The sequence below is a fragment of the Dyadobacter sp. OTU695 genome (genome assembly GCF_038440355.1).
GTDB lineage: Bacteria > Bacteroidota > Bacteroidia > Cytophagales > Spirosomataceae > Dyadobacter.
The window spans coordinates 24,068-48,463 of sequence record NZ_JASATN010000031.1 but is presented as its reverse complement, the minus strand read 5'-3'; the positions used below and the strand labels follow the sequence as shown (position 1 = coordinate 48,463).

Genomic DNA, 24,396 nt, shown 5'->3' with positions numbered 1-24,396 from the left:
TAAAATTCTTTTCAAAACCGCATACTCAACCCTCCATTGAAAACGCCTTTATACCCATAACCAATTTCCATAAACACCCCAACCCGCTTTCCCATCCGCAAACCCACCGGACTTGCTTGAAATGTAGTTCCAAATTTAGTTTCAGTCTGTACATTGTAAAAGCGGCTGCGCTTCACAAAAAAACCGACGCCGGCCGTCCCGTAAAATTGGAAATTATCACCTTTTACCCAATATAACGTCGCTTCGCCGGCGGTCGTGAGGGAACGGCGCTTCCAGCGATCGTCACTGGGAAAATCGGGGATCCATCGGTCGGAGGTTGGGTTTAAAACCGAGCTTCCACCCACGGCAAGCCGCTCAGAAACGTGGTATTTGTAGGTAACTGACCAGGAGGCGCCCGGTACTTTGACGTCCGGGTGCGTATTAAACAATGCACTGAACCAAAGTATAACCGCATCCGACAAAGCATCTTCCGACGCCATCATCCCGGCACCGATATTCAATTCGCTTTTTCCCTTGTCCTGGGCCTTCGCCGGCATTTGAATGCAGCAAATGAGGCCCGATAAAATGATCGCTTTAAGTATTGGGAGGTTCATCGTGAGTAGTTTTTTGTCCTACTCAAATTAACTTCCCATTATTTATTTTATACCTTGTTGAACGACATCAGTTTAACTTGTCGTCCGACAAGATTTTACATTGTCGCGCGACAATTTCCGCCACCCTTTATCATTAACTATCCAATGCAACTCTCCGAAGACATAAAGCCGTTGCACCATTTACTGGAAGCTTCCAAATTCATGATTTCCGAGGAATTGCGGGAGAAATTTCAGCAAAACCTAAAAAGATTTATGATCCCGAAAGGCAGGGTGCTGGTTGATTTGGGACAGATTAGTCCGTCGCTGTATTTTATTGAAAAAGGAGTCATGCGTACGTATTACCTGCGCGGGTCGGAAGATATTACCTCGCTGTTGGTTTCGGAAGGCGATATTGTTTGCATTGCGGAAAGTTTTCTATTACAAAAACTTTCCAATGAGGTTTTGGAGACGCTGGAAGACACGACTGTTTACGCGATTTCCTACGATTCATACCGGAAACTCGTCGAAGAAGATTCCTATATGGGCAAGCTGGCCGTGAGGCTTTTGGAACAACATCTCATCAACTTCACGGATAAGGTAAAGGTTTTTAAATATTTGTCGGTGGAAGAGCGCATTGCCCATTATATCAGTCAGCCTTCGTCGCTTTTTCGCCGCATTCCCGACCATTACATTGCCACCTACCTCGGCACCACGCCCGCCACGTTCAGCCGCTGCCTGAAAACAGTCCCATTCGAGAAAAACCGGCCTTGACTGCTTTTCGCAGAGTGCGTATTTTGCAATAGTTTATATCCACTACTTCCCAAAACATACCGTCATGGCCGATTATTCCGTCAAACTGCTCGCCAAAAAGCCCGTTACGCATAACGTAAACGCCTATACAGTGGAAAAGCCGGCAGGTTTTACCTACACGCCCGGCCAGGCAACCGATTTTTCCATCCTCAAAGATCAATGGGCGGCAGAAAAACGGCCATTTACATTCACTTCGCTGCCCACGGCCAACACGCTCGAATTCACGATCAAATCCTACACCGACCACGACGGCGTCACCAATGCATTAACGAAAGTGCAGCCGGGCGACAGTTTCGAGATCAGTGACGCCTGGGGCGCGATCGAGTACAAGGGCGAAGGTGTTTTTCTGGCCGGAGGGGCCGGTATTACGCCGTTTCTGGCCATTTTCAGGGATTTGTATGCCAAAGGTGAGGTCGGCTCAAACCAGCTTTTCTTCTCCAACCGCACCACAGCCGACATTATCCTCAAAGAAGAACTCGAAGAAATGCTCGGCGACCATTTCGTTAACCTCATTTCGGGGGAGAATGCGGAAGGTTACTACCACGGCCGCATCGATAAGGATTTTCTGCAAACTCACATTACTAATTTCGACCAGCCATTCTATGTCTGCGGACCGGATGCATTCACGGAGTCGATCCTCAAAGCGTTGGAGGAACTCGGCGCCAGTGCGGATGCATTAGTTTTTGAAAAGTAGGCTCACTCACAGATAGCCAAATTCTTCCAGTTCAGAATAGACATTTTTAAGTAAAATGCTACGCCCCACCGGCACGATCAGGTACGTTTCATCCGCCAGGCGCAGCACCTCCTCATACGCGTGGTCAGAAATGAGAATGCCTTTCCGGGCCTTTTGTTCGGCGATCGCCTTCCCCATTTGCTCAATATGAATGGGCGAAAGGGCGGCAAATGGCTCATCCAGTAATGTAAACGAAACCGGCATCAGCAGAATAAGCAATGTTCCCAAAAGCCGCCTGTTTCCGGTCGACAAATCGCTGATCCGCACGCGTTTATACTGCTCGAAAGTTTCAAAATGCCGGCACAAATCTGTGAAATCGACTTCATACAAGCGACAAACATCGCTCACCCGCAAGTTTCCAGGCAAAAAAGAATGCTGCGGCAAGTAGCTGATCAGCCCCGGCTGTTTGTAGGGATGTGAAAAATAATCGCCATCGAATCTCACCGATTGGCTTTGCCCGCGCAGCGTTCCAAAAGTCATCTGCATCAGGCTGGATTTCCCTGTTCCGTTACGCCCGAGTAGCGCCGTTACGTGGCCGGTCTGCATGCTTATATAAATGTTTTGCAGGATCTTCTGTCCGTTATATTCCAGCCACATGCTGTCCGCTTCGAGGATATGACCGCTCATTTTATCCATCCGCTCAAACATTGAATGAATGTCATGGATAAAAAGAATGTGATGAAGTCGGCTATAAAAGCTGAGCCGAAAAGATGGCGTTTTGAAAGGTTTGCATTGGCATAAAAGAAAAACAAATGCGAATACCTGCGGCGAAAAATGTAGATGGTAATCCCCTGCAAAAACAATTTGTAGAGAACTAGTGCAGGAATAATTGCATACAAAGCCACGCCCGTCAACCGACCGAGCGCGAACCAGGCTATCATCGGAATGGCCCAGAGATACAATCCGAAAGAACGATAAAAGATGGCTAACAGATGCAATTTTGTCTTCATTCAGAGGCAATTACATTTTGGTTTTGCTAAAATAACCGCAGTTATCACACTTGATTCGGGTTTAAGGATTTTTAACAGTTATTCGAACAGACAATTTTTATAATCCTGCTTATTTTCATACAACCATTTCTTGCAAAATATGCCTCTTTCATAAACCCGGTGCCCTATTCATTTTCCTGGCATGAAATACCTTCTACCAGTATTACTGACGTTCATAAATATTTCCCTCGCGGAAGCGCAGGACAGTATTCCTATTATATACAGCGAAGAACCCGACACACTGATCGTCCGGCAGAAATTCATTGATCGATACGATAATGTGTTTATGACGCGAGTGCCAACGCGGAATTTGGTGAAGATGGGATATACCTCATCGGATGCGCGGGGTATTGGGATGGTGCTGGGGTATGAATATAAGCTCTGGCCGCAACTCTCCATAGAAGCCAGTTTGTATAAAAAGACCAACAATACAGGCGATGGTATTTATATGAATACTTTCACCAAAGATTGGCAATGGGATTGGTGGGTGGGCGCAAAGGCCCGTTGGTACTACAATATGGGCAAACGAATCGCAAAAGGGCTTAATGCCAACAATTTCAGCGGTGCTTATGTGGCCGCTTCCTTTGATAGGCGCATTGGCTTTATCGATCACAGCTCGGTAATCAATTCCAACCGGCACACAGTCATGCTTGCGACGGGATTCCAAAGCCGGGTTTTCAACCGTGGGCATGTCGACATTTCGATGGGTGCTTATTACCTGGATCAGGAACAGGATTACTATCTACCCGATTCACGTAATCCGGCCAGGGATTTAAGTAACCGGAATTTCATTCTTTCTACCCAAATGACGGTCGGGGTAGCTTTTGGCGATTGGAAACGAAACGCCCCCACAGAGGCCTGTGAAGTACTGCTTTGCGATGAAGTGATCCAGAACCAGTGGAAACTGCGATTTCCGGAGGCCAGCTTCGGCCTGGGCCAACGTTCGCTGCGGCTGGGAATTGCGAGGGAGGCAAAATTCGGAGAAAGCCCGTTCTCCATCGATGTTAATGCGAATGCGGAGTTCTACGATACCGAGTTGGCAAAAATGAAAGGTTTTTTCATCAAGGCTGGCTTGCAGGGCCGCTATTATTTTTTGCAGCAAATGCAGATACGCCGGGGAAAATCGGGCAACAACCTTTCCGGATTTTACACCGCAGTGGAAATAGCCAATTTCATGACGAAGCGCAGCGCAACCAGCTTCGCCAACCGTTTCAATGAAAAGTATTGGGGAGCATCCATTGCCGTGGGTTTCCAGCAAAGGCTGTTCAAAAACATCTTCGTCGATTCAGCGGTGAGCGTCAACGAATTTTCGGCCGCCGTGCCCTACTATTACAGCGAAAATTTTCGAAGAATCTCTGCCAAACTCGCACTCGGATTCACATTCTGACCCTCATTTTCGAGCCCATTTGTGGTTTTTAAACATTTTAACTAAAAACAAGTTTGATAACTAAATTTTAGTTATACATTTGAACTATGGAACCGCTTAGTCATTCGGAAGAAAATATCATGCGCATTCTCTGGGAGCTTGGAGAAGGCGTTATACACGACATTATCGAAAAATTGCCCGAGCCGAAGCCGCCCTACACGACTGTTTCATCTGTTGTGCGCTTGCTGGAAAAAAAGGATTTTGTCGATCATAAGGCATATGGTAAGACGCACGTCTACTTTCCGGCCATTTCCCGCGAGCAATATGCACGCAGGTCGTTTTCCGACCTTGTGAAGCATTATTTTGAAGGTTCACCCAAAAATATCGTGTCGTTTATCGTCCAGGAAAATGCTTTGAAACCGGAAGAAGTAAACGAATTGAAACAGCTGATTGACTCGTACTATCCTCCCAAATCCTGAGCTTCATGGCCTATCTGATGCAAATTCAAATGTTGAGATTGAATGCATTTAACCCACTTTCGCTTTCTTCTCCCGCATTCGCTTCACGATCCGGACTGCGGCCATGATCACAATGGCGAACGCGATCAGGCCAAGCACGCCCCAGAGCCAGTCGACCGTGTTTTTTAATACCACCAAAAAGACGATGGAGAAGAGAAAAATCGTGGCTACCTCATTAAAAAGCCGCAATTGAAACGAACTGAACCGGAATTCTCCCTGGCGGAGTTCCAGCAATATCTTGCGGGTCATGGAATGGTAGGCCAGTAATCCGAGCACAAAAACCAGTTTCAGCTTCATCCAGCCCTGGTCGAGCCAGGCGGGCGTAATGTAGAGCATGGCTGTACCGCAGAGCAATGCCAGCCAGCATGCCGGCGTCATGATCGCGTTGAAGAGCAGCTTCTCCATTTTGGTAAATTGTGCTGAAAGAATTTCGCGTTCTGGACTGGGCTTGTCGTTGGCCTCGGTGTGATACACAAACAGCCGCGGCATGTAAAAAAGGCCTGCAAACCAGCTTACTACAAATATGATATGAAGCGCTTTGAAATGAAGATAGGTCATAAACTGCCGGAGATTTGATGCCGTCGGGATATGTCGCTATCCCGATCTTTTGGCCTTCAAATTTCGTAAATATTATAGGATTACGGTGATAAAACTTTATTGGCGCCGTAATCGTTACCGAAACAGTGATAATCCCTATTGTAATGATGAGAACCACCATCCCAATTTTCACGTTTATATTTCTGTGCTGCATGGCGATCCTGTCGTGCGCGCAGTCGGACAAAAAACACAAGAGCAAAATGGACAAAGAAACAGCCTCAACCGCATTGGACGAAAAAAATGTCGATACCGCGAACACTGAAATCGCAATATTTGGTACGGGATGTTTCTGGTGTACCGAGGCCGTAATGGAATCACTCGAAGGCGTGAAGAAAGTGGTTTCGGGCTATTCGGGCGGGCACGACCCCAATCCTAATTACAAAGCCGTGTGCACAGGCACTACCGGCCACGCCGAATGCGTGGAAGTGACTTACGACCCCAAAGTGATCAGTTATGCCGACCTGCTGGAAGCATTCTTCCGCAGCCACGACCCTACCTCGCTGAACCGCCAGGGAAATGACGTGGGTACGCAATACCGTTCAGTCATTTTTTACAACTCCGACGAGCAGAAGCAGCTGGCGGAAACGGCGAAGGCAGAACTGGATAAGTCGGGTGCATATTCGAATCCGATTGTAACCGAAATCACTAAATTCCAGAAGTTTTACCCTGCCGAAGACTACCACCAGAATTATTTTGCCAACAATCCCGACCAGGGCTATTGCGCCTTCGTGATTGCACCAAAACTGGATAAATTTAAAAAGGTATTTAAGGATAAGCTCCGCAAGCACATCTGATTTTGGATTAAATAAAGATGCCGAAACCACTTATAAAGTGGGAATCTCCGGTTAATAACTATAAATGGCACAAGTTTTGAAGCATTGAAATAAAGGCTTTAATTTGTGCCATTATTCTTTAACAATAACTAATCTATTACGATGAAAAAGACTCTATTCATGCTTGTTGTTGCCGCTCTTTTCAGCACAGCTTCTGAAAAAGCGTTCGCCCAATTTGAGAAAGGAGATAAATTATTGAATGCAGGTATCAACCTTGGCGGTACTTACGGCGGCGGCGGTGTCGGCGTAGGCGCTTCGTTCGAAGGCGGTATCCATGACTTCATCAGCGTCGGTGGCCAGGCTGACTTTACTACCTGGAGCTATGGCTGGAGTGGCTACAAATGGAGATATAACTTCTTCACTGTTGCTGCTCGTGGTTCTTACCACTACGGAAAGCACTTCTTGAAAATCGACAATCTCGACCTTTATGCTGGTCCGTCCCTGGGATACCGTATTTCTTCTTACAATGATCCTGATGGCTATTCTGGCTTTTATGATGATGGTTACGGAAGCGGCGTTTTCTTCGGTGTATTCGCTGGTGCACGTTACTACTTCAAGCCTAACATGGGCGTATTTGCAGAAGTTGGTTACAATGCATCTCCATTGAAAGCAGGTATCGCATTCAAATTCTAAGAAATTCCAAGACATAAAAAAGCGGGCTCCGAGTCATTCGGAGCCCGCGTTTTTTTGTCCTCATCTATCAGAAATTAACCGCCAACGTGAGGCTTCCGGCCCGTTGCGACGGACTGAACGAAGGTCTGATACTAATCGTCAAAGGCTCTCCGCGACGGATAAGCTCCCGGCGAATGCGGCTTGCCTTGGCTCCATTCTTACCGCCTTTCACAAACCCGACGGTTCCAAACGTTACCGCCCCTGCAAAGCCCCCTAGCATCATATAGGCACCTTTACGTGCCCGTAACTCGTCTTGGTAGCTTTTATAGTTTCCATTATCGTCGATCGCGCTGGCTACAATGCCGGTACCTATTGCCGCCACAATAACCCCCACGGAAGTACCCGCAATGCCCATGACCATCCCCGTTTTCGAGCGCGTTTTATAGTAGGTGTACATGCTCCGCAAATGATCAGGCGATGAATTCCTCACGTCCTCGGCAAACTGAACCGACGGCTTGACCGGCCCGCTGGTAACCTTGCGTGCGGGCCCGGGCTCCTGCGGTCTAGCGGCGGGAGCAGGTTTTGTAGGGGAATAATAATTCTGCACTTCCAGCGTCGCCTCGAACGTTTCTTCCTCACCGTTCCCGTAGCGGATCGAAGCGATATCGGATTTCTTAAGGGAAAAAAGCGGCCCTTCCGGGTCGCTGATTTTCTTGTATTTAACAACCTGATCGTCTACTTCCTGGATATAGACTTCCAGTTTGGACTCGTCACGCAACCTGACTACATCGGCCTTGCGCGACGTTTGTGCATTTGCCTGAATGGCCAATAATAGCATTAACATGGCTAAAAGCTGATTTTTCAGCTTTGGTAAAACTACTTTCATAGGGAAGGACTGTTTGTAACTGTTTTAACCCTATGAAAGTAATCAATTTACCGCAATCAGAACGACAACCTGAGCCCCAACTGTGCCGATTTATTGAACGGATCGATGCGTGGCGTGATCCTCAGCGTTGTCAGCGGCTGGTTCCTGCGTTCCAGTTCCGTCTTGATCTTTTCGGCCTTGCGGCTATGTTTTTTGTAGTTTTTGAAACCAATCAAACCCAAAACAACGCCTACCGCAGGTCCGGCGATCGCAAGCGACGCACCGATAGTCTTGTTATCCGGACTATCTCCGGTGCTGGCTACAATAATCCCCGAAACCAGGGTTGCCACCGCCACCGAAGTAAACACAATGGCGCCCGTCTTTCCATCTATCGAGCGGTTGTGGTGGAATTCATATTTATCCCTGAGCTGGTCCGAATTAGCCATGACCACGCTTTTCTCGAACGGATCCGTCGGCAGGTTATTCATATCGGCATACTGCCCAACGCTGTCGGGTGGAACGCGGCGTGGTGGGATAGAGTCTTTTACATTAATGGTTTTACCGTTTTTCAGCAACACCCGCGCTACCTGATCCAGATAAATATAGGTAGCGGCGCTGTCGGCCTTGCCGAGGTCCCGGTAATTGATTTTTTCGTAGCTCATCTGGGTGATGAGCGCCTGAATCCGCGAACTGTCGCGTTTGATGATCACATCGTTTTTCCGGCCGGTTTGAGCTGTGGCCGCCATGCTCACCAATACGAGGATCAGTGGCAGAAATGTCTTGCTCCGTAACGTGTGTGCCCGCATAGTTTTAGGTTTTTGAATGAAAAAAGTTGATTAAACGTACACAACTTTTAACACTCAACAAAAACCATGCTATTACATCCCGAATTTATTGAGCTGTTTTACAAGTACTTCGAAATCTTTGGGATAAGGCGCCTCCACACGTATAGGATCTCCGTTCATAACGGCGAACGAAAGCGACCGCGCATGCAATGCAACCCGCTGAATGAGAGGCTGTTCCTCCGAATCTTTCTTCAAATTAAACTTCCTTTTCAGGCTTGAGAGAAAAATAGGCTCGCCGCCGTACTGCGGGTCGTTTACGATGGGCGCTTTCAGGCACGACAAATGTACCCGTATCTGGTGCATACGCCCGGTAATGGGGATACATTCCACTAAAGTATAACCACGGTAAACCTGCAAAGTATTGAAAATCGTCTCCGCTTCCTTCCCCTCCGCCCGGTCGATCTTGACGGCCGTGCCGTTTTTGAGCGGCAATATCGGCAGGTAAACCGAAACGCCTTCCAGATCATGAATGCCGTTCACGACAGCGTGGTACCGTTTGGTAACCTCACGATGCTCGAATTGCATGGCCAAATGGCGGTAAGCGGCGGGGTTTTTAGCAAATGCCAATGCGCCGGAAGTTTCCTTGTCGAGTCGGTGGGCGGCTTGCAGGTCGGGATTATATTCTTTGGCCAGTCGCAATACGCTGCCTCCGCGGTCGGCCGTACGCTCATCGAGTGTTGCCAGGTGCGGCGGCTTGTTCACCAGCAAAAAGTCCTCATCCTCGAATATGATAATGTCTTTGAAATTGATCTTCATAAAGTTGCTATAAAAATAATCCGGATGATGCGCCTCATCGGGCCATTCATCCGGATTCTCTCGGCCACAAGGCCTTTATCCGTTACAAAGATAATTATACTATTTGTTTCTGTAAACTTCTTTGACTTCTCAAACCAATGCATTCACCTTCGTCGGGTTGGGATTGATCGTGTCGGATTCGACCAGGCCGTCGCGCAGGCGGACTACGCGGTGTGCGTAATGCGCGATATCCTCTTCGTGCGTTACCATCACGATCGTGTTGCCCTTGCTGTAAAGCTGGTCGAAAAGGTCCATGATCTCGTAGGATGTTTTACTATCGAGGTTACCCGTCGGTTCGTCGGCGAGGAGGATACTGGGATCGTTCACGAGTGCGCGTGCAATGGCCACACGCTGGCGCTGACCACCCGAAAGCTCGTTCGGCTTATGACCGGCACGGTTTTCAAGTCCAACATTTTTGAGTGACAGCATCGCCCTTTCCGTTCTGTCGGCTTTGCTCAACCCCGCATAAATGAGCGGCAGTGCCACATTATCCAGCGACGACATCCGGGGAAGCAGGTTGAACGTCTGAAACACAAACCCGATTTCCTTGTTCCGGATCTCGGCGAGCTCGTTCTCGCTCATATCGCTTACATCCTTGTTATTCAGGATATATCTTCCGGTGGTGGGGGTATCAAGGCACCCGATAATGTTCATAAGGGTCGATTTCCCCGAACCCGACGGCCCCATAAACGCCACATATTCCCCTTTATTAACCGAAATTGTAACGGACTTAAGCGCCTGGATGATCTCGCTACCCATTACGTAACGTTTGGCGATCTCGCTGGTTTCTATGATTTTCATGCAGACATTTTTTCAGTTGGGAAGATAGCTGTAATGCGTCAAGCGGCGTCCGAAATTTTATTAAAATAAGCTTTTACAAACAAAGACGCCAGAATTACCGGCGGCGGAATCTCTTCGTTAATCACAATCCCTTCCCTTTTCCAGAAACCCGACGATTCAAAACGCGCCTCGATGCCGTCGTTCCCGACGATCCATTTGCCGCCCAGCCACGATTCGAACTGCCATTGGTAGCGAATGCCATCGAAAGTAATCCATGCCTTGCCTGTCAGGATATTGCAATCGATACCTCCCAGGACCTTATCTCCTTCGATATCGCGGATTTCGGTATGCGGATTGAAAAATCCTTTCGTCTTGAACGACAGCAGATAGCCGTCGAGCTCGCCGCGGGCATCGTATTTCCACGACGATGTTTTCAGTATCCCGGCAATGACTTTATCCCGGAAAATCCGGTATTCCGTTTCAGTGAAATTGGATTTCCAGGATAGAGCCGTCATGGATGAGGTGTAATTTTGAGATGGCTAAAATATCAAATGATCAAAATGCCGCCCTTTGTTTTTCGATAAGTGCCCGCATCGGCTGATAGCGCGTCATAAATCGCTGATAACCGGCAGGCAGTGCATATTGTCTGACCTTCTCTTCCCCTTCTCCGGCCTGACTGAGCAAGCCCTGGTCGAGACTCAGCAATGCATACTGTTCCCAAAGTTCGGGTGCGAATTCGTTGTACCGCAATGCATTCAGCACAAGCTGATAGGCTTGCTTAATCTGCTTTTTGCCTCTGTAAAATTCCGACGCCGCCGAAACAATGCGTGCATCAAATGGGTTTGCCCGTACAGCCTTGTCAAAATTTTGCGGATCAGGCGATTTGGTAATCACTGCCAGCAGAGAGTCCGATAATGATTTGGGTTTGACCCCTGAAAACAAAGTCTGCTTCAACCGCTCCACTGCTGCTTTTTGTTCGTTATCCTGAATTTTGTCGAGCAATATCACAGCCACTTCTTTTTTATCCGACAATGCATTGGCCACCGCCATCCCGATCGTGCCTTCAATGCCTTCCACTACCGACAGCGCTTCTATCGCCTGATCGTACAACCCGAGCTGCAATAGCCAGTGACCTAGTATTTTATGATACAAATTACTCTTTTCGCCTTCCTCCGCTGCCCAGCCCGACAGTGTTTCCAGCGCTCTCAGTTTATTTCCGCTATAAAATTCGGGGTATAGCGCGGCGAGAGACAATTCCTGCGACAGAACCGGGTTTTTCACCGCCAATTTTGGCAATAATGCAGCCGGTAAGGAATCAAACCTCGCCTGGTTTGTCGCATAATTAAGCAGGTACGCCAAAGACGAAACGCTCAGAAGCGAATCTTTCGGGACAGCTTCGCTATGAAAATTTTCTTTGGAAAAGCGCTGCCGTAAATTCTGAACAGCCAGCCAGTTGGCCTGCCAGGAAAGGTAATCGCGCTTGTCCGTGCTTGTTGCAAGGGAGTCGAGCAGGCCGGAATCGGTGCTTTTCGCCAGTATCGCAAGCAGGTTGGTAGCTGGGATTTCAGGACGGGCTGCATTTGCTTTCGCCAGATCGAGGTAATAATAGGCCGAATCTGCAACATTGGTTTTGGAATAGAGCATTCCGAGGTTGTTCAGCAGTTCGCCGTTGGCCGGAAACCGGCGAAGACCTTCCTGTAAACTGTATACCGCGTCAAAAAACAGGTTTTCCTGCACCAGAATGCCACTCAGGCCCGCATATGCCTGTGGTGAAGGATTTTTCAGGAGCGCCTGTCGGAAATAGTAAGCTGCCGCATTGCGGTCACCCTGCTTCAATGCTATGGATGCCAGCGCATAGTTGGATTTATGGTTTTGAAATTCCTGCTGCAATGCGAGTTTGTAGTACTGCTCGGCCAGCGTAAACTCTTCCGTTGTGGCATGCAAATCGCCCAATCCATTGAAATAACCTGCAATGGCCTGATTAACCGGGAAAAGCCTTTGAATTGAAATCAACACCACTACTCCTGCAAAACCAAAAAGCCGCGTCTGCGTGAGACCGAAGCGCAATGGTTTATACAAAACCTTGTAAACGGCCAGCTTTTGCTGAAACACCTCATAAAAATTGACCAGTACATAAAACAGGAAAAGCAGCCCCATTGCCAGCTGACCCTCCACGGTCGCATCTTCCAGTGTTTCCAGCACCGGATCGTTGGCCGTACCCGCCATTAACCCGCAAAAAGAAGCCGCAACAATGAATAGCCCCATATAAAGCCAGAAACCCGTGCTACGGAACGGGAGTACGCCCTGGGTAGAATCTGCCCGCCGCCGGAATCCCCAGATACCTAATATACCTGCTGCCAGGGCAAGGTAGAATGGATTAACCAGGGTCACATTCCAGTCAATCTGGCGTGTGTTTTGGAGGTATATTAATAGTAAAAGCAAAAGATAAAGGACGCTGATCACGATAAACTGCACCAGCCCGGACCGGCCTTTTCCGGCCTGCCCGCTCGTGGTGAGCCAGACCAGCCCCGCCATAATTTCAGTGGCCGAAACGAGAAGAAAAAGCAATGTGATCACCAGCCATAGCGGAAAAGAATACACGGCGGCCGTCAATGCAGGGACCGTTGATGCAGATCCCAATGCTACCAATACCACTAAAACGAGTGACACGCCCGTAATGCCCGCGATTCGCGTGCTAATGCCCAAATCGGGCCGGAATGCGTGAAAATAGTAGGAAACACCTCCGTATAAAATCGTCGCCGCCAGAAAGAGGAGACGGCTTTCCGAACCAAAAACACGCAGGGTTTCCAGTCTCGCGAATGCGAGAAAAAGGATGAAAAGGATCGTCCCGGCCAGGTACCAGAACCGCGTCATGGTCGTCAGCGCCGCTAGCACCAGTGAAAGGCCCGCCAATGCGCCTATCCAAAACAAATAGACCGTCCAGGCATTCATTTCCATCACCGAAGACATAAAACTCTCCGTCACCAGGTGGGTCGGAATGGAAATGCCATATTGCCATTGTCCAAGTTGCAGCACATCCACCACGGCGGTTGTTTCCGACAATTCGCTTACGACATTCCACCGGACCACATTCCCCAGCGGATCCATGCATTGGACAATCAGAAAAACCAACCCCAAAATCAACACCAGGAAGGCACCAACAGCCATCCGCCGCTCAGACGGCGACCATACCTTCCAAAAAAGTAAATCGTTCATATTGTATGAATTAATCGAAGCACCGATCACTGACCGGTTATCTCTACAAGGTCGTTCGTTTTCAGCAAGGCTAGCGCCGACCCGAGGTTTGCACTAAAAATTTCTTTCAATCTGCTTTTTGATGTATTACCGCAGGTAAGCCAAATCACTTTCGGCGGACTACCAAACCGACCCAGCAAGGAAACGAAGTCATCATCCTTGGTGATCACAATGGCATTTTTTGTTTTTGAAAACAAAAATATCTCCTCGTCCTCGGCGTGACGGAGGTCAAGAAATTGTGCCGAAAAACATGGGATCTCAAACGTTTCTGTAATCCAGACAGCCAGTGTCGGAGGCAGGTGGGCGTCCAGTATGATCATCAGGCCGCTTGCAGAACGGGATGGTTTAGCTTAGCTGCCGCGTACAGAAGACATGCCGTGATGTCCTCCAATTCCAGGTCGGGCAGTTCCTCTGCCACAATCTGTTCGGGAGTGAGACCCGCAGCAAGCAACTCAATAACATCGGTGACGCGGATACGCATATTCCGGATGCAGGGCTTTCCCCCGCATTGTTTCGGATTAAAAGTGATACGTTCCAGAAGTTGCATATTCATCTGCATTTTTGATGATGTTCAAATCAAATTTAGGCGTTTTTTCAACTATCTCAAACCAGAATCCGGTTAGCCATTCAGCCAAAAAGTTCCCGCATTCCCTTCTCCAAACCCAGTTTCCGGAAATATTAAACACAGTTTTCAGGAAAAACGGGTGATTTTCTAAAAAATATCCAATAATTCACTTTGTCAGGTATTGGTACTGACCAAATTATCTCCTACTTTTGCGGTCTGAAAAAAACCTCATCCGAGATAATCAAAATTATATAATGGCAAACGCAGCAAACGTAGGAAAAATTACGCAGGTAATTGGCCCGGTTGTAGACGTATCATTTGAGGATAGCGGACGTATCCCCGCGATCCTTGATGCGTTGGAAGTCATCAAACCAAACGGTCAGAAAGTAGTTCTCGAGTGCCAGCAGCACCTTGGTGAAGACCGTATCCGTACTATCGCGATGGATAGTACAGAAGGTATGCAACGTGGCATGCAGGTTAGGCCGCTTGGCTCACCTATCAAAATGCCGATCGGCGAAGGTATCAAAGGACGTCTCTTCAACGTAATCGGTGAAGCGATCGACGGTCTTACTCCCCTTGATTCTTCAAACGGTATTTCTATCCACCGCGCAGCTCCGAAATTCGAAGAACTGGCAACTGCTACCGAAGTACTTTTCACAGGTATCAAGGTAATCGACCTTCTGGCCCCTTATGTAAAAGGTGGTAAGATCGGTTTGTTCGGTGGTGCGGGTGTAGGTAAAACCGTATTGATCCAGGAGCTGATCAACAACATCGCGAAAGCATATGCCGGTCTTTCGGTATTCGCCGGTGTGGGTGAGCGTACACGTGAAGGTAATGACCTGATGCGTGAGATGATCGAAGCGGGTATCATCAAATACGGCGAAGAGTTCAAGCACAGCATGGAAGAAGGCGGCTGGGACATTTCCAAAGTTGATTACAATACACTGAAAGATTCGCAGGCGACATTCGTGTTCGGCCAGATGAACGAACCTCCTGGCGCACGTGCACGTGTTGCTTTGTCAGGTTTGACCATGGCTGAGTATTTCCGTGACGGAGATGGCGAAGGTCAGGGCCGCGACATTCTTTTCTTTATCGATAACATTTTCCGTTTCACCCAGGCAGGTTCTGAGGTATCCGCTCTTTTGGGACGTATGCCATCTGCGGTAGGTTACCAGCCTACACTGGCTACTGAAATGGGCCAGATGCAGGAGCGTATCACATCTACAAAACGCGGTTCAATCACTTCCGTACAGGCGGTTTACGTACCTGCGGATGACTTGACTGACCCTGCGCCTGCAACAACATTTGCCCACTTGGATGCTACGACCGTATTGAGCCGTAAAGTTTCCGAGAAAGGCATCTACCCTGCTGTGGATCCGCTTGACTCTGCTTCACGTATTTTGAATGCAGAAACACTGGGTGCAGCGCACTACGATTGCGCACAGCGTGTGAAAAACATTCTTCAGCGTTACAAAGAATTGCAGGATATCATTGCGATCCTTGGTATGGAAGAACTTTCTGAGGAAGACAAGCTGGTTGTATCACGTGCACGTCGCGTTGAGCGCTTCCTTTCGCAGCCATTCTTCGTTGCAGAGCAATTCACAGGTTTGAAAGGAACATTGGTTGATATCAACGATACCATCAAAGGCTTCAACCTGATTATGGACGGTGCATACGATCACCTTCCTGAAATGGCTTTCAACCTTGTTGGAACCATCGAAGACGCTCAGGCAAAAGGAGAAAAAATGCTGGCGGAAGCGGCAAGGTAAGTTATAGAGTGAATGAGTTTAAAGTTCAAATTCTATGAGTGTAATATTCATAAGCTAGCAACTTTAAACCGCGCGGCGACCGCTCATAAACTCATAAACTCATAGATTATTATGCATTTAGAAATCATTACCCCAGATAAAAAAGTATTTGCCGGCGAGGCAAATGCCGTTACATTACCGGGTACCGAAGGACAGTTTCAGGTTCTGAACCGTCACGCACCGCTAGTCAGCACGCTGGGCAAAGGTGATGTGGTAGTCGATACCGGCGCTGCAAAGCAAAGCTTCGTCATCGACGGCGGTGTTGTGGAAGTACTGAATAACAAAGTATTGGTTCTCGCCGAAGCAGTTCTTTAAGGAATATACATTTTAATGCAAAAGCGGATGCTGTGAAAACGGCATCCGCTTTTTTTGTAAACACCTGTTGATAATCCGACATCGCTGTATGCACATCGGGCGAAATTATTCCGTCCATTTCTTCCTATCTTTAACGTATTAATCAAATCATCACCTGGTTATGAAATTGATTTTGAGAAAAGGTCAAATGCTGGGAGATATTTTCCCAGTTGCCGCATTGTCAAAGGTTTTCCCTGCCGCGGGATCGACCTCAAAACGCAAAAAACTCGACGCCCGAAAATTTGTTGGAGTAATTAAACTAACCGACGATGCTCTGGACATCCAGAGTCGAATGCGCAATGAGTGGAACCAAGATCCTGATTGATACGAACATTGCCATTAACCTTTTCAAAGGCGACGATCACTTGGCGACCCTATTGCAGGATGCAGAAGCATACGTTTCCTTTATCGTCGAATTAGAGCTGCTAGGTTATCAGGAAATAAGTGTTGACGAAGAAACCTGGGTTGAAATGTTTCTGGATCAATGTGTGATTGTCGATATCAATTCAGGCATTAAGGAGATTACCACCTACATTCAGCGTCAATATAGCCTCAAACTTCCGGACGCCATCGTCGCCGCGACATCCATTTTTCTAGGCGTTCCCCTATTATCTGCCGACCATCACTTCGAAAGAGTCAAAGAATTGATTTTCGTATTTTATCAGTCCTGACCTCCAATATCAATCACCAGCAATATCGCCCCGTTCGACAACGCCTCGAATTCTACCCTCTCCGCATTTCTCAAAGCCAGTCCGTCGCGCTTTTCCAGCAGCCGATTCTGCACTTCGAATGCTCCTTCGATTACAAAAATGAACGCATGATGACCGGCATTCCAGCTGGTGAAAATGCCTTCTGCCCGGCCGTCGTATTGGCCGATAAACAGATGGGCGGAGCTTCCTTTGTAGCCACGGACCGGGAGAAGGACATTCCTTTTACTTAAATCAAACTCGGCGGTAATGCCGGATAATGACATCGGGATGCTTAAAAACTGGTCGTCGTCGACCCTGATCTGTAAATAATTGATCGGCTCGTCGGGATACGGATTCGTAATCGTGTAAATCTTGTCGGGCGAAGCAAGCTGAAAAAGCGCCTCCCCGGAATTGATAAATTTGGGCTCCCTACCCTTTTCCTCCAACTCTATTGCCCCTACCATCGGCAGCAAAATGACCTGACAGAACTTTTCAACCCGCAATTTGCAGCTGCATTCGGGCATGAGTGTTTCATCGTTCAAAACTTCCAACGTCCCGAACGGCTGTCGGCCGGCCGCGCTGTATTCTTCAAAATTGAAAGTCCGGAAACTCCGGAAACCATCCGTCTGAAACGGCCCCCGCAGGCTTTCCAGATATATTTGAGCATCGGTTTGGGTCAGCATCTGATCGAATTTTAGCGGTTAGTAAGTCGGCAGTCGGCAGTCGGCAGTCGGCAGTCGGCAGTCGGCAGTCAAAAACTTCACTGTAAATCAAAAAGTTCGACAGCCGAAAGCCGACAGCCGAAGTCAACTACCCACTTACCACAATCGCATGCGTCAACTCGTATCCCGCTGTAACACTGCCTGTAACAGTCGACATTTCCGTGCTTACGCCGTCGCCGAACACATTGTCGCGCGCATTCGTCGTATCCGCCTGTCCATGGCTCGCATACACGCCTTGTGCGTATACGAGCTTGCTGATTTCTTCGGGAAATGCAATTTGCGTCACCAGTAACGACTTCCCGCTCGCATTATATATGTGTACGTGAATGTGCGTTGCGCGGCCCGAGTACCAGCCCGGGTAAATGCTCGTGAACGTCACCAAGCCATTCGCGTCGGTCGTCTGCCTGCCGCGAAGGAAGTGTACGCTCGTGTAATTGGTCGACTGCATGCCTGTGCCGCCGTATTCTGAGTAATTGCCGGCTGCGTCACAATGCCAAATGTCAACCAATGCGCCTTCGAGGCCTTCGCAGCTGTTATTTTTGTTCTGAATGGTAATTTTGACCGTCAGCTTTGTTCCTGATCGATCCGAGGTAATGTCGTTGGAAACTAGGCTGGCCGGCGTTTTTGTCGGAAACGGCCCTGCTGTTTCAGAGGCAGTCAATGTGCAGCTGCCGGAAGTCGATCCGGTTGTGTCGGTTGAGGTTTCTACGGGATCGACGGTGTCGTTCGAGCAACTTATTACCGGGATGATCGCAGCCAGGCCCAATGCCGAAAACCCCCTTTTCAAAAATTCTTTGCGTTCCATATTTGCAGCAGTTCTGTGAGTTTAAATACATTATCGTATTCGCTTCACCCTTTGTTGCGGAGCAGGCGGAATGTGTCGGTCAACGGGCCGTTTTTACCGGTGAATCGGCAGATTACTGAAATCACGCCTGCTGGCGCTTCCATTGTTCGATAAAATCGACGTAACTGTCGCTTACCGGTAACTCTACACCCGACGAGAGCTTAACTTTCTTATTTTGAATGGATTTCACCTGAAAATTGGGCACAATATAGCTCCGGTGGATCCTGCTGAACGCATTTTCAGGCAGGATTTCCAGTATGCCTTTCAACGACATCAGCGTCAGCACCGGGTGCCGCGAGCTCAGCAAATGGATTTTAATATAATCCTCCATTCCCTCGATGTAGGCAATGTCAGTGAGCACAATTTTAATGGCTTTATACTCTGATCGAACCACGATGGATTCGTCGTTTTGTCGCGGTTTTCTCAGTTCGAACCGCTCCGTCGCCTTTTGAACGGCCTTTTCGAAACGTTCGATTGTAATAGGTTTCAAAAGATAATCCACTGCTTCCAGCTCAAAACCTTCGTAGGCGAATTTCTTATGAGCGGTCGTAAAAATGACCATCGGCCTGGTTTCCAGTCGTGCTACAAGTTCCAAACCTGAGAGATCAGGCATATTGATGTCGATAAAAAGCAGGTCTACCACATTGATTTTCAAAAATCGCCCGCCTTCGATCGCGTCGTCGAATGCACCGACGAGTTCGAGCACCGGAAATGCCGCAATGTACTTTTCCAGAACGCTCAGCGCGAGGGGTTCGTCGTCAATGATCACGCATTTCATCGTCCCGGAAGCGTTAGGTTCACTGTAAAAATATCGCCGTCGTTGTGTATAGCAAGGTTGTACAACCCGATGTAAAGCAAATCCAGCCGTTTTTGAGTGTTTAAAATCCCCACTCCTGTACGCTCTTCATCATTTCGCCGTTCGATCATGCGGTTTTGGCAAAAAAACTGAATTTCCTTTCCCGCCACTTCCACTGCAATGCGTATCACCGATTCGCGGTGATTGCTGACGCCATATTTAAATGCATTTTCCACAAAAGTCATCAGGATCAGCGGTGCGATCCTCATGCCGTCCGCCTGGCCTTTTACAATAAAATTGAGGCTCGTTTTAGCATTCAACCGCAACTTCTGTAATTCCACATAATTTTCCAGGCAAGCGAGCTCGTCTTCCAGCGGAACATAATTTTCCGTCGCCTCCTCGGTAATGTACCGCATCATTTGCGACAGTTTGAGAATGCTCGGCGCGGTATGTTCGCTGCTGCTTACTGCCAATGCGTAAATATTATTAAGTGTATTAAAAAGAAAATGCGGGTTGATCTGCGCTTTAAAAAACGACAACTCGGCATGCGCTTTCTCGGCTTCGGAAAGAATCGCCCGCCGCTCCGACTGCCGCCACTCGCGCGAAATGCGAATGGCCATGGCGACTACCCACACCACAATAAAAAGGGTTAAGCTCACAAAATCAACCGCCCTGTCACGCATGGGCCGCCGCATAGGACGGGACTCATCGCCCGGTGGTGGACCGGAAGGCCTGCCATTACGAAAACCATCCCTTGGCGGTTCTGTCCGTACCTCCCTACCCTGCTGCTCCTGCCGGAACTTCCTGAATATGAGCTTCTCAAAGGGCTGGGAAAAGTAAATCAGCATCAACAAACCGATAAAAACCCCGGCATATGCGGCATAATGCTGCTTCAAATACAGTTTTGGAATAAGTACCAGCAAATTGCCATAAAATAATGTCGCATAGATCAGGAAAAACAGCCAGAACCAGGCCGAACGCAGCGCTGGCAGCGGAAAATCGGCGCGTGGCTCACGGGAAACGATCGTCACCGGCAGGCTCATGAACAGTACCCACCCCAGCAAGTGAATGATCCAAAGGTTTTTAGCCTTAAACATGGCCGTTGCGACAGAGATTGGTGGTGAGGCTTGTATTTGATGACTAAGATAGGATTTACATTCAGAAAAAGTTTCCTATTTTCGAAAAGCACATTTTCACTCCCCTCATGCAGCAACCTAATACCCGAAACGAACTTTTCAAGATCCTGGGCGTCGGATTCGGCGTCGCGGTGACCGTTGGCGGCACCATCGGAACCGGCATTCTCCGGAAGCCCGGCCCCATTGCCGCCCAGTTGGGTGATCCGGCGCTGATCATGGGATTATGGGTAGCGGTAAGTCTTTACGCATTCCTTGGCACTTTATGTACGATCGAGCTCGGCACGTCGGTTCCGCGTGCCGGCGCCTGGTACGTGTACGCGCAACGTGCCTTCGGGAATTACGCCGGTTTTGTGGTGGGTATCAACAGCTGGCTGGGAACCTGCTCGGCACTGGGCTTTGGGGTCTATACCATGAGCGAATACCTCGCATTGCTCATGCCCTCGCTGGCGGGCTACGAACCTTATGTCGCCGCGGCGATCTTGCTTATCCTTACGATTATCCACTGGATTGGGCTTGCATTGGCGAGCAACTTCCAGAATATCATGAGCTTGCTGAAAGGTATCGGACTATTTGCGTTTGTGGCCGTCTGCTATTTGTATGGCAATGAGGTTACTGTGGAAGAAGCGCAGGTTACGACCAGCAAAATCATCGAAACCGGCTCCTGGATAGCGCCCGTGATTTTTTCGTTGCAAGCTATATTTTACACCTACGACGGCTGGCATACGGCAGCATATTTCTCCGAAGAAGACCGCGACCCTTCCAAAAACCTGCCGAAATCGATGATCGGGGGCGCTTTGGTAATCATCGCCATTTACCTCCTTTGCAATCTCGCGATCCTCCACGTGCTGCCTATGGACCGGCTCGCCCAATCGAAACTGGCTGCCGCTGACGCGATAACGCTCATTTTCGGCGAAGGGTCAGGCAAAATCGTGACGCTGTTTCTGATGATATCGATTCTGGGCATCGTCAATGCGCAGCTTTTGTTCAATCCACGGGTTTTATACTCGATGAGCCGCGATGGATTGTTCCTCAGATCGGGTGTGACCGTGAACCAGGGCGGTACACCGGCGGTGGCCATGCTGATCACTTCGGCCGTTGCTATCACACTGATTCTCATAGGAAAAGATGCTACGGAAAAACTGTCGGACATTGCGACTTTCTTTTTTGTGCTCGGTTACACCTCCGGGTTTGCATCACTACTGGCATTGCGGAAGAAGGAGCCGGATTTGCCCCGTCCCTGGAAGGTACCCGCCTACCCTTTCCTGCCTGTTTTAATGCTTATTCTGTCGATTGCTTTCCTCGCCGGCGCAATTGTTCAGGACTTACCGAGCAGCCAGTATGCATTGTTGTTCCTCGTAATAAGTTATCCCGTCTATTTGCTCGTTCGTAAGTTCAATCAGTAGAATTACTTAGCAAGTTAATTTTAGGTAAATTACATATATAAACAATCTGTTTACTAATATGCCGTGGAAAAAGACCTTCATCAACTTCATCTTACTTGCCTCCGTTACATTTCTTATTACAGCATTTCAATGGTCGGAAGATGATTTTATTCAATTCATTTCCAACAAATTAACTAAGTATCGCAGCGCATTGCCGGTCGAAAAAGCCTACCTGCATCTCGACAAACCCTATTACATAACCGGCGATACCCTATGGTTCAAAGCATATCTCACCGAGGGATCGCTGCATTTGGCCGACAGCGCCAGTAACCTCCTCTACGTCGATCTGATCGAGCAGCGCTCCGGCAGAAATACCGCTTTGAAACGCGTGCAGATGAACGGGGGAACCGGCCATGGCGAGTTCGTACTTGCCGATTCGCTGGCCCCGGGCGCATATACGATCCGGGCTTATACCAACTGGATGCGCAATGCTTCCGAAGATTTTTTCTTCCAAAAGAATGTGTATGTATTTAGTTATGAGGAGAAAACATCGGCCAGCACTACTCCGACCAGGTCTGACCTGCAATTTTTCCCTGAGGGCGGACAGCTCGTTGCCGACATCAATACTCGTGTCGCTTTCAAAGCCGTAAATGAGGCGGGACTGGCGCAGGATGTAACGGGCTTCGTGTTGGCACAAAGCGGCGACACCGTGGCGTCATTTAAAAGCGAGCATTTGGGAATGGGCAGGTTTCAGTTCGCGCCCAGGGCAGGAGAATCTTACCGGGCATTTGTAAAGGAAACGGATGGAAAAGTAACACCTTTTCCTTTTCCGAAAGTGCACGAAGCCGGATTTACCATGGTTGTCGATAACCTTTCGAACCCATTCAAAATGAGAGTGATAGCCTACGCGAAAATTCCAGGAAAAACAGAAATACCCGTTCATGTAGTAGGCCATGCCCGGGGTATCGTCGCGTTTGTTGCGAAGGGGAAAATCGGTAACCGGGGACTGATGATGCAGCTTCCAACGGCCGAACTTCCCGACGGTATTACCCATCTGACCCTTTTTGACGACTCCGCCAGACCTGTTTGCGAGCGGCTGGTATTCGTGGACCATTCCAGGAGTTTGCGGGTAAATGTCAAGCCTTCGAAACCGGAGTACAAACCGCGCGAAAAAGTGGATGTGGAAGTTACTGTTACCGACTCCGCGGGTAAACCGGTGGAGGCTAATCTTTCATTGTCGGTAACCGATGCAGGCCAGATTTTACAGCAACCGCATGAACAAAATATCGTCTCCTATTTACTATTATCTTCTGATTTGAAGGGCATTATAGAGCAGCCAGCCTACTATTTCGACCCGGCAAAACCGGAACGGAAAATCCATCTTGATTACCTGATGATGACCCATGGCTGGACCCGGTTCAAATGGGAGGAAGTATTGCGCGACTCCATTCCGCCCGCAAAACGGTATGTTGAGCAAGGCATTACGCTCGAAGGTGATGCGAAACGGAATAATAAAAAGCTGACCGAGAAAACCGCGCTGTCGCTCTTTCTCAGCAACGACAGCCTCAGCACCTTCATGACCTCGGAAACCGATGAATATGGCCACTTTACGATCTACAACCTGGCTTTCAGCGATTCGCTCCAGCTCCGTATTCAGGGTATGAATAAAAAAGGGAACCAGAGTTTGACGTTCGCACTCCATCCGTTTGATGCACCACGGGCTTCTGTCGTCAAAATTCCTTTCAAGCCGGTAACCGTCGATGCGCAACGGCTAGCCGATTTCCTCAAAAAAGCCGCCCAGGATCAGGAAATTTCAAGAAAAATCCGTGAAAACCGCGAGCGGCTCCTGCGTGAAGTAACTATCAAAGCCAAAAAGGAAGTGCCCCGTGACGCGCGGAAGCTTTATAATTCGGCAGATGCTACCCTGAAAGTGACGCCTCAAATGGCTTCCGGCTATATGAGTATACTCGATATGCTTCAGGGCCGTGTAGCGGGCGTGTCGGTCATGGGGTCGGGGATGAATGCCGTGGTATCGATACGGGGCAACAGAGGTGAGCCGCTTTTCGTACTGGATGGTATGCCGGTGGATAAAGCGATGATCACTTCGCTGAATGTTTTTGATGTAGAGTCGATCGACGTGCTGAAAGGGGCATCGGCAGCGATATATGGCAGCAGGGGAGGAAATGGGGTTATTTCGGTGCTTACCAAGCGTGGAAATGAGAATTACGACTATTCACAGGATATTGTACCGGGTGTGTTGGTGACCAAAATTGCCGGTTTTCATACCCCTCGCGAGTTCTACTCACCGCAATACGGCCCCACCAGTCCGCCCGCTCCAAACCCTGATTTCCGTTCTACTATTTTCTGGGCACCTATGCTCAAAACCGGTAGCGACGGAAAGGCCCGTGTAAGTTATTACCATTCCGATGCCGCCGGCCCGGCCGACATCCAAGTGGAAGTACTGAGCCCCCACGGCTTGCCCGGTTTCGGGAAATCGGCTTATTCAGTCAGATAGCGGTCATTCCGGCAT

Annotated in this window: 28 protein-coding genes; 12 read left to right on the top strand and 16 right to left on the bottom strand. The window is 48.7% G+C overall.

Going from position 1 to position 24,396, the window contains the following annotated elements; genetic code table 11:
* Nucleotides 1-11 precede the first annotated feature (11 nt).
* On the bottom strand, nucleotides 12-593 hold the full coding sequence (locus AAHB90_RS30750; RefSeq protein ID WP_342089153.1) for a hypothetical protein: 582 nt from the start codon (nucleotides 591-593) through the stop codon (nucleotides 12-14).
* A gap of 144 nt (nucleotides 594-737) precedes the next feature.
* Here AAHB90_RS30750 and AAHB90_RS30745 point away from each other — a divergent pair, with 144 nt between their 5' ends.
* Complete coding sequence (locus tag AAHB90_RS30745) at nucleotides 738-1,343, top strand: Crp/Fnr family transcriptional regulator (RefSeq protein WP_342089152.1); 606 nt, start codon at nucleotides 738-740, stop codon at nucleotides 1,341-1,343.
* A gap of 64 nt (nucleotides 1,344-1,407) precedes the next feature.
* Nucleotides 1,408-2,076, top strand: a complete 669-nt coding sequence (locus tag AAHB90_RS30740; protein ID WP_342089151.1) for an FAD-binding oxidoreductase — start codon at nucleotides 1,408-1,410, stop codon at nucleotides 2,074-2,076.
* A 6-nt stretch (nucleotides 2,077-2,082) separates the two neighbouring features.
* Here the strand turns inward: AAHB90_RS30740 and AAHB90_RS30735 are convergent, their stop codons facing one another.
* Together AAHB90_RS30735 and AAHB90_RS30730 are read right to left on the bottom strand one after the other, a co-directional pair.
* Nucleotides 2,083-2,751, bottom strand: coding sequence for an ATP-binding cassette domain-containing protein (locus AAHB90_RS30735; protein WP_342089150.1), 669 nt, complete (start codon nucleotides 2,749-2,751; stop codon nucleotides 2,083-2,085).
* Entirely contained in the window at nucleotides 2,739-3,065 is a 327-nt protein-coding gene (locus AAHB90_RS30730) for a hypothetical protein (RefSeq protein WP_342089148.1), read from the bottom strand. Before AAHB90_RS30730 ends, AAHB90_RS30735 begins: the two co-directional genes overlap by 13 nt.
* Before the next feature lie 181 nt (nucleotides 3,066-3,246).
* Between AAHB90_RS30730 and AAHB90_RS30725 the strand changes: the two genes are divergently transcribed.
* Together AAHB90_RS30725 and AAHB90_RS30720 are read left to right on the top strand one after the other, a co-directional pair.
* Complete coding sequence (locus AAHB90_RS30725) at nucleotides 3,247-4,491, top strand: hypothetical protein (protein ID WP_342089147.1); 1,245 nt, start codon at nucleotides 3,247-3,249, stop codon at nucleotides 4,489-4,491.
* An 86-nt stretch (nucleotides 4,492-4,577) separates the two neighbouring features.
* Nucleotides 4,578-4,949 carry a BlaI/MecI/CopY family transcriptional regulator gene (locus tag AAHB90_RS30720; RefSeq protein ID WP_342089146.1) on the top strand — a complete coding sequence of 124 codons (372 nt, stop codon included), beginning with the start codon at nucleotides 4,578-4,580 and terminating at the stop codon, nucleotides 4,947-4,949.
* Between the two features lie 48 nt (nucleotides 4,950-4,997).
* Here the strand turns inward: AAHB90_RS30720 and AAHB90_RS30715 are convergent, their stop codons facing one another.
* Nucleotides 4,998-5,546, bottom strand: a complete 549-nt coding sequence (locus AAHB90_RS30715; protein WP_342089145.1) for a CopD family protein — start codon at nucleotides 5,544-5,546, stop codon at nucleotides 4,998-5,000.
* Nucleotides 5,547-5,692: 146 nt separating this feature from the next.
* Here AAHB90_RS30715 and msrA point away from each other — a divergent pair, with 146 nt between their 5' ends.
* Together msrA and AAHB90_RS30705 are read left to right on the top strand one after the other, a co-directional pair.
* Nucleotides 5,693-6,379 (top strand): peptide-methionine (S)-S-oxide reductase MsrA, encoded by a 687-nt coding sequence (gene msrA / locus AAHB90_RS30710; RefSeq protein ID WP_342089169.1) that lies wholly within the window; start codon nucleotides 5,693-5,695, stop codon nucleotides 6,377-6,379.
* A 141-nt stretch (nucleotides 6,380-6,520) separates the two neighbouring features.
* Nucleotides 6,521-7,051, top strand: a complete 531-nt coding sequence (locus AAHB90_RS30705; protein ID WP_342089144.1) for a hypothetical protein — start codon at nucleotides 6,521-6,523, stop codon at nucleotides 7,049-7,051.
* A 67-nt stretch (nucleotides 7,052-7,118) separates the two neighbouring features.
* Here the strand turns inward: AAHB90_RS30705 and AAHB90_RS30700 are convergent, their stop codons facing one another.
* The 8 genes from AAHB90_RS30700 to AAHB90_RS30665 all read right to left on the bottom strand — a co-directional run bounded on the left by AAHB90_RS30700 (nucleotide 7,119) and on the right by AAHB90_RS30665 (nucleotide 14,123).
* Nucleotides 7,119-7,916, bottom strand: a complete 798-nt coding sequence (locus tag AAHB90_RS30700) for a hypothetical protein (RefSeq protein WP_342089143.1) — start codon at nucleotides 7,914-7,916, stop codon at nucleotides 7,119-7,121.
* A 56-nt stretch (nucleotides 7,917-7,972) separates the two neighbouring features.
* The gene (locus AAHB90_RS30695) at nucleotides 7,973-8,701 is read right to left on the bottom strand and encodes a hypothetical protein (RefSeq protein ID WP_342089142.1); all 729 of its coding nucleotides are present in this window, start codon (nucleotides 8,699-8,701) and stop codon (nucleotides 7,973-7,975) included.
* A 72-nt stretch (nucleotides 8,702-8,773) separates the two neighbouring features.
* Entirely contained in the window at nucleotides 8,774-9,496 is a 723-nt protein-coding gene (locus AAHB90_RS30690) for an RluA family pseudouridine synthase (RefSeq protein WP_342089141.1), read from the bottom strand.
* Nucleotides 9,497-9,625: 129 nt separating this feature from the next.
* Nucleotides 9,626-10,336 carry an ABC transporter ATP-binding protein gene (locus AAHB90_RS30685; RefSeq protein WP_342089140.1) on the bottom strand — a complete coding sequence of 237 codons (711 nt, stop codon included), beginning with the start codon at nucleotides 10,334-10,336 and terminating at the stop codon, nucleotides 9,626-9,628.
* Nucleotides 10,337-10,374: 38 nt separating this feature from the next.
* Entirely contained in the window at nucleotides 10,375-10,830 is a 456-nt protein-coding gene (locus AAHB90_RS30680; RefSeq protein ID WP_342089139.1) for a hypothetical protein, read from the bottom strand.
* 40 nt (nucleotides 10,831-10,870) lie between these two features.
* Entirely contained in the window at nucleotides 10,871-13,531 is a 2,661-nt protein-coding gene (locus AAHB90_RS30675) for a hypothetical protein (RefSeq protein WP_342089138.1), read from the bottom strand.
* 26 nt (nucleotides 13,532-13,557) lie between these two features.
* Nucleotides 13,558-13,890 (bottom strand): DUF5615 family PIN-like protein, encoded by a 333-nt coding sequence (locus tag AAHB90_RS30670; protein WP_342089137.1) that lies wholly within the window; start codon nucleotides 13,888-13,890, stop codon nucleotides 13,558-13,560.
* Nucleotides 13,890-14,123, bottom strand: coding sequence for a DUF433 domain-containing protein (locus tag AAHB90_RS30665; RefSeq protein ID WP_342089136.1), 234 nt, complete (start codon nucleotides 14,121-14,123; stop codon nucleotides 13,890-13,892). The genes AAHB90_RS30670 and AAHB90_RS30665 overlap by 1 nt, the downstream gene beginning before the upstream one ends.
* 266 nt (nucleotides 14,124-14,389) lie before the next feature.
* Between AAHB90_RS30665 and atpD the strand changes: the two genes are divergently transcribed.
* The 4 genes from atpD to AAHB90_RS30645 all read left to right on the top strand — a co-directional run bounded on the left by atpD (nucleotide 14,390) and on the right by AAHB90_RS30645 (nucleotide 16,968).
* Nucleotides 14,390-15,904 carry a F0F1 ATP synthase subunit beta gene (atpD, locus tag AAHB90_RS30660; RefSeq protein ID WP_342089135.1) on the top strand — a complete coding sequence of 505 codons (1,515 nt, stop codon included), beginning with the start codon at nucleotides 14,390-14,392 and terminating at the stop codon, nucleotides 15,902-15,904.
* A gap of 111 nt (nucleotides 15,905-16,015) precedes the next feature.
* The gene (atpC, locus tag AAHB90_RS30655) at nucleotides 16,016-16,258 is read left to right on the top strand and encodes an ATP synthase F1 subunit epsilon (RefSeq protein WP_342089134.1); all 243 of its coding nucleotides are present in this window, start codon (nucleotides 16,016-16,018) and stop codon (nucleotides 16,256-16,258) included.
* A gap of 160 nt (nucleotides 16,259-16,418) precedes the next feature.
* Nucleotides 16,419-16,622, top strand: coding sequence for a hypothetical protein (locus tag AAHB90_RS30650; protein WP_342089133.1), 204 nt, complete (start codon nucleotides 16,419-16,421; stop codon nucleotides 16,620-16,622).
* A complete protein-coding gene (locus AAHB90_RS30645) occupies nucleotides 16,597-16,968 on the top strand; it encodes a type II toxin-antitoxin system VapC family toxin (RefSeq protein WP_342089132.1) in 372 nt (123 codons plus the stop codon). The genes AAHB90_RS30650 and AAHB90_RS30645 overlap by 26 nt, the downstream gene beginning before the upstream one ends.
* Here the strand turns inward: AAHB90_RS30645 and AAHB90_RS30640 are convergent.
* The 4 genes from AAHB90_RS30640 to AAHB90_RS30625 form a co-directional block, all read right to left on the bottom strand.
* Entirely contained in the window at nucleotides 16,959-17,669 is a 711-nt protein-coding gene (locus AAHB90_RS30640) for a pirin family protein (protein ID WP_342089131.1), read from the bottom strand. The two genes, AAHB90_RS30645 and AAHB90_RS30640, sit on opposite strands and share 10 nt — an antisense overlap.
* 127 nt (nucleotides 17,670-17,796) lie before the next feature.
* A complete protein-coding gene (locus AAHB90_RS30635) occupies nucleotides 17,797-18,513 on the bottom strand; it encodes a dioxygenase family protein (protein ID WP_342089130.1) in 717 nt (238 codons plus the stop codon).
* Between the two features lie 121 nt (nucleotides 18,514-18,634).
* A complete protein-coding gene (locus AAHB90_RS30630) occupies nucleotides 18,635-19,330 on the bottom strand; it encodes a LytR/AlgR family response regulator transcription factor (protein WP_342089129.1) in 696 nt (231 codons plus the stop codon).
* Nucleotides 19,327-20,445, bottom strand: coding sequence for a sensor histidine kinase (locus tag AAHB90_RS30625; RefSeq protein WP_342089128.1), 1,119 nt, complete (start codon nucleotides 20,443-20,445; stop codon nucleotides 19,327-19,329). The genes AAHB90_RS30630 and AAHB90_RS30625 overlap by 4 nt, the downstream gene beginning before the upstream one ends.
* A gap of 107 nt (nucleotides 20,446-20,552) precedes the next feature.
* On the opposite strand from AAHB90_RS30625, the gene AAHB90_RS30620 reads away from it, so the two are divergent.
* Both AAHB90_RS30620 and AAHB90_RS30615 read left to right on the top strand, forming a co-directional pair.
* The gene (locus AAHB90_RS30620) at nucleotides 20,553-21,887 is read left to right on the top strand and encodes an APC family permease (protein ID WP_342089127.1); all 1,335 of its coding nucleotides are present in this window, start codon (nucleotides 20,553-20,555) and stop codon (nucleotides 21,885-21,887) included.
* 58 nt (nucleotides 21,888-21,945) lie between these two features.
* Nucleotides 21,946-24,381: a TonB-dependent receptor plug domain-containing protein gene (locus AAHB90_RS30615; RefSeq protein ID WP_342089126.1), complete on the top strand. Its 2,436-nt coding sequence runs from the start codon at nucleotides 21,946-21,948 to the stop codon at nucleotides 24,379-24,381.
* The last annotated feature ends 15 nt before the right edge of the window (nucleotides 24,382-24,396 follow it).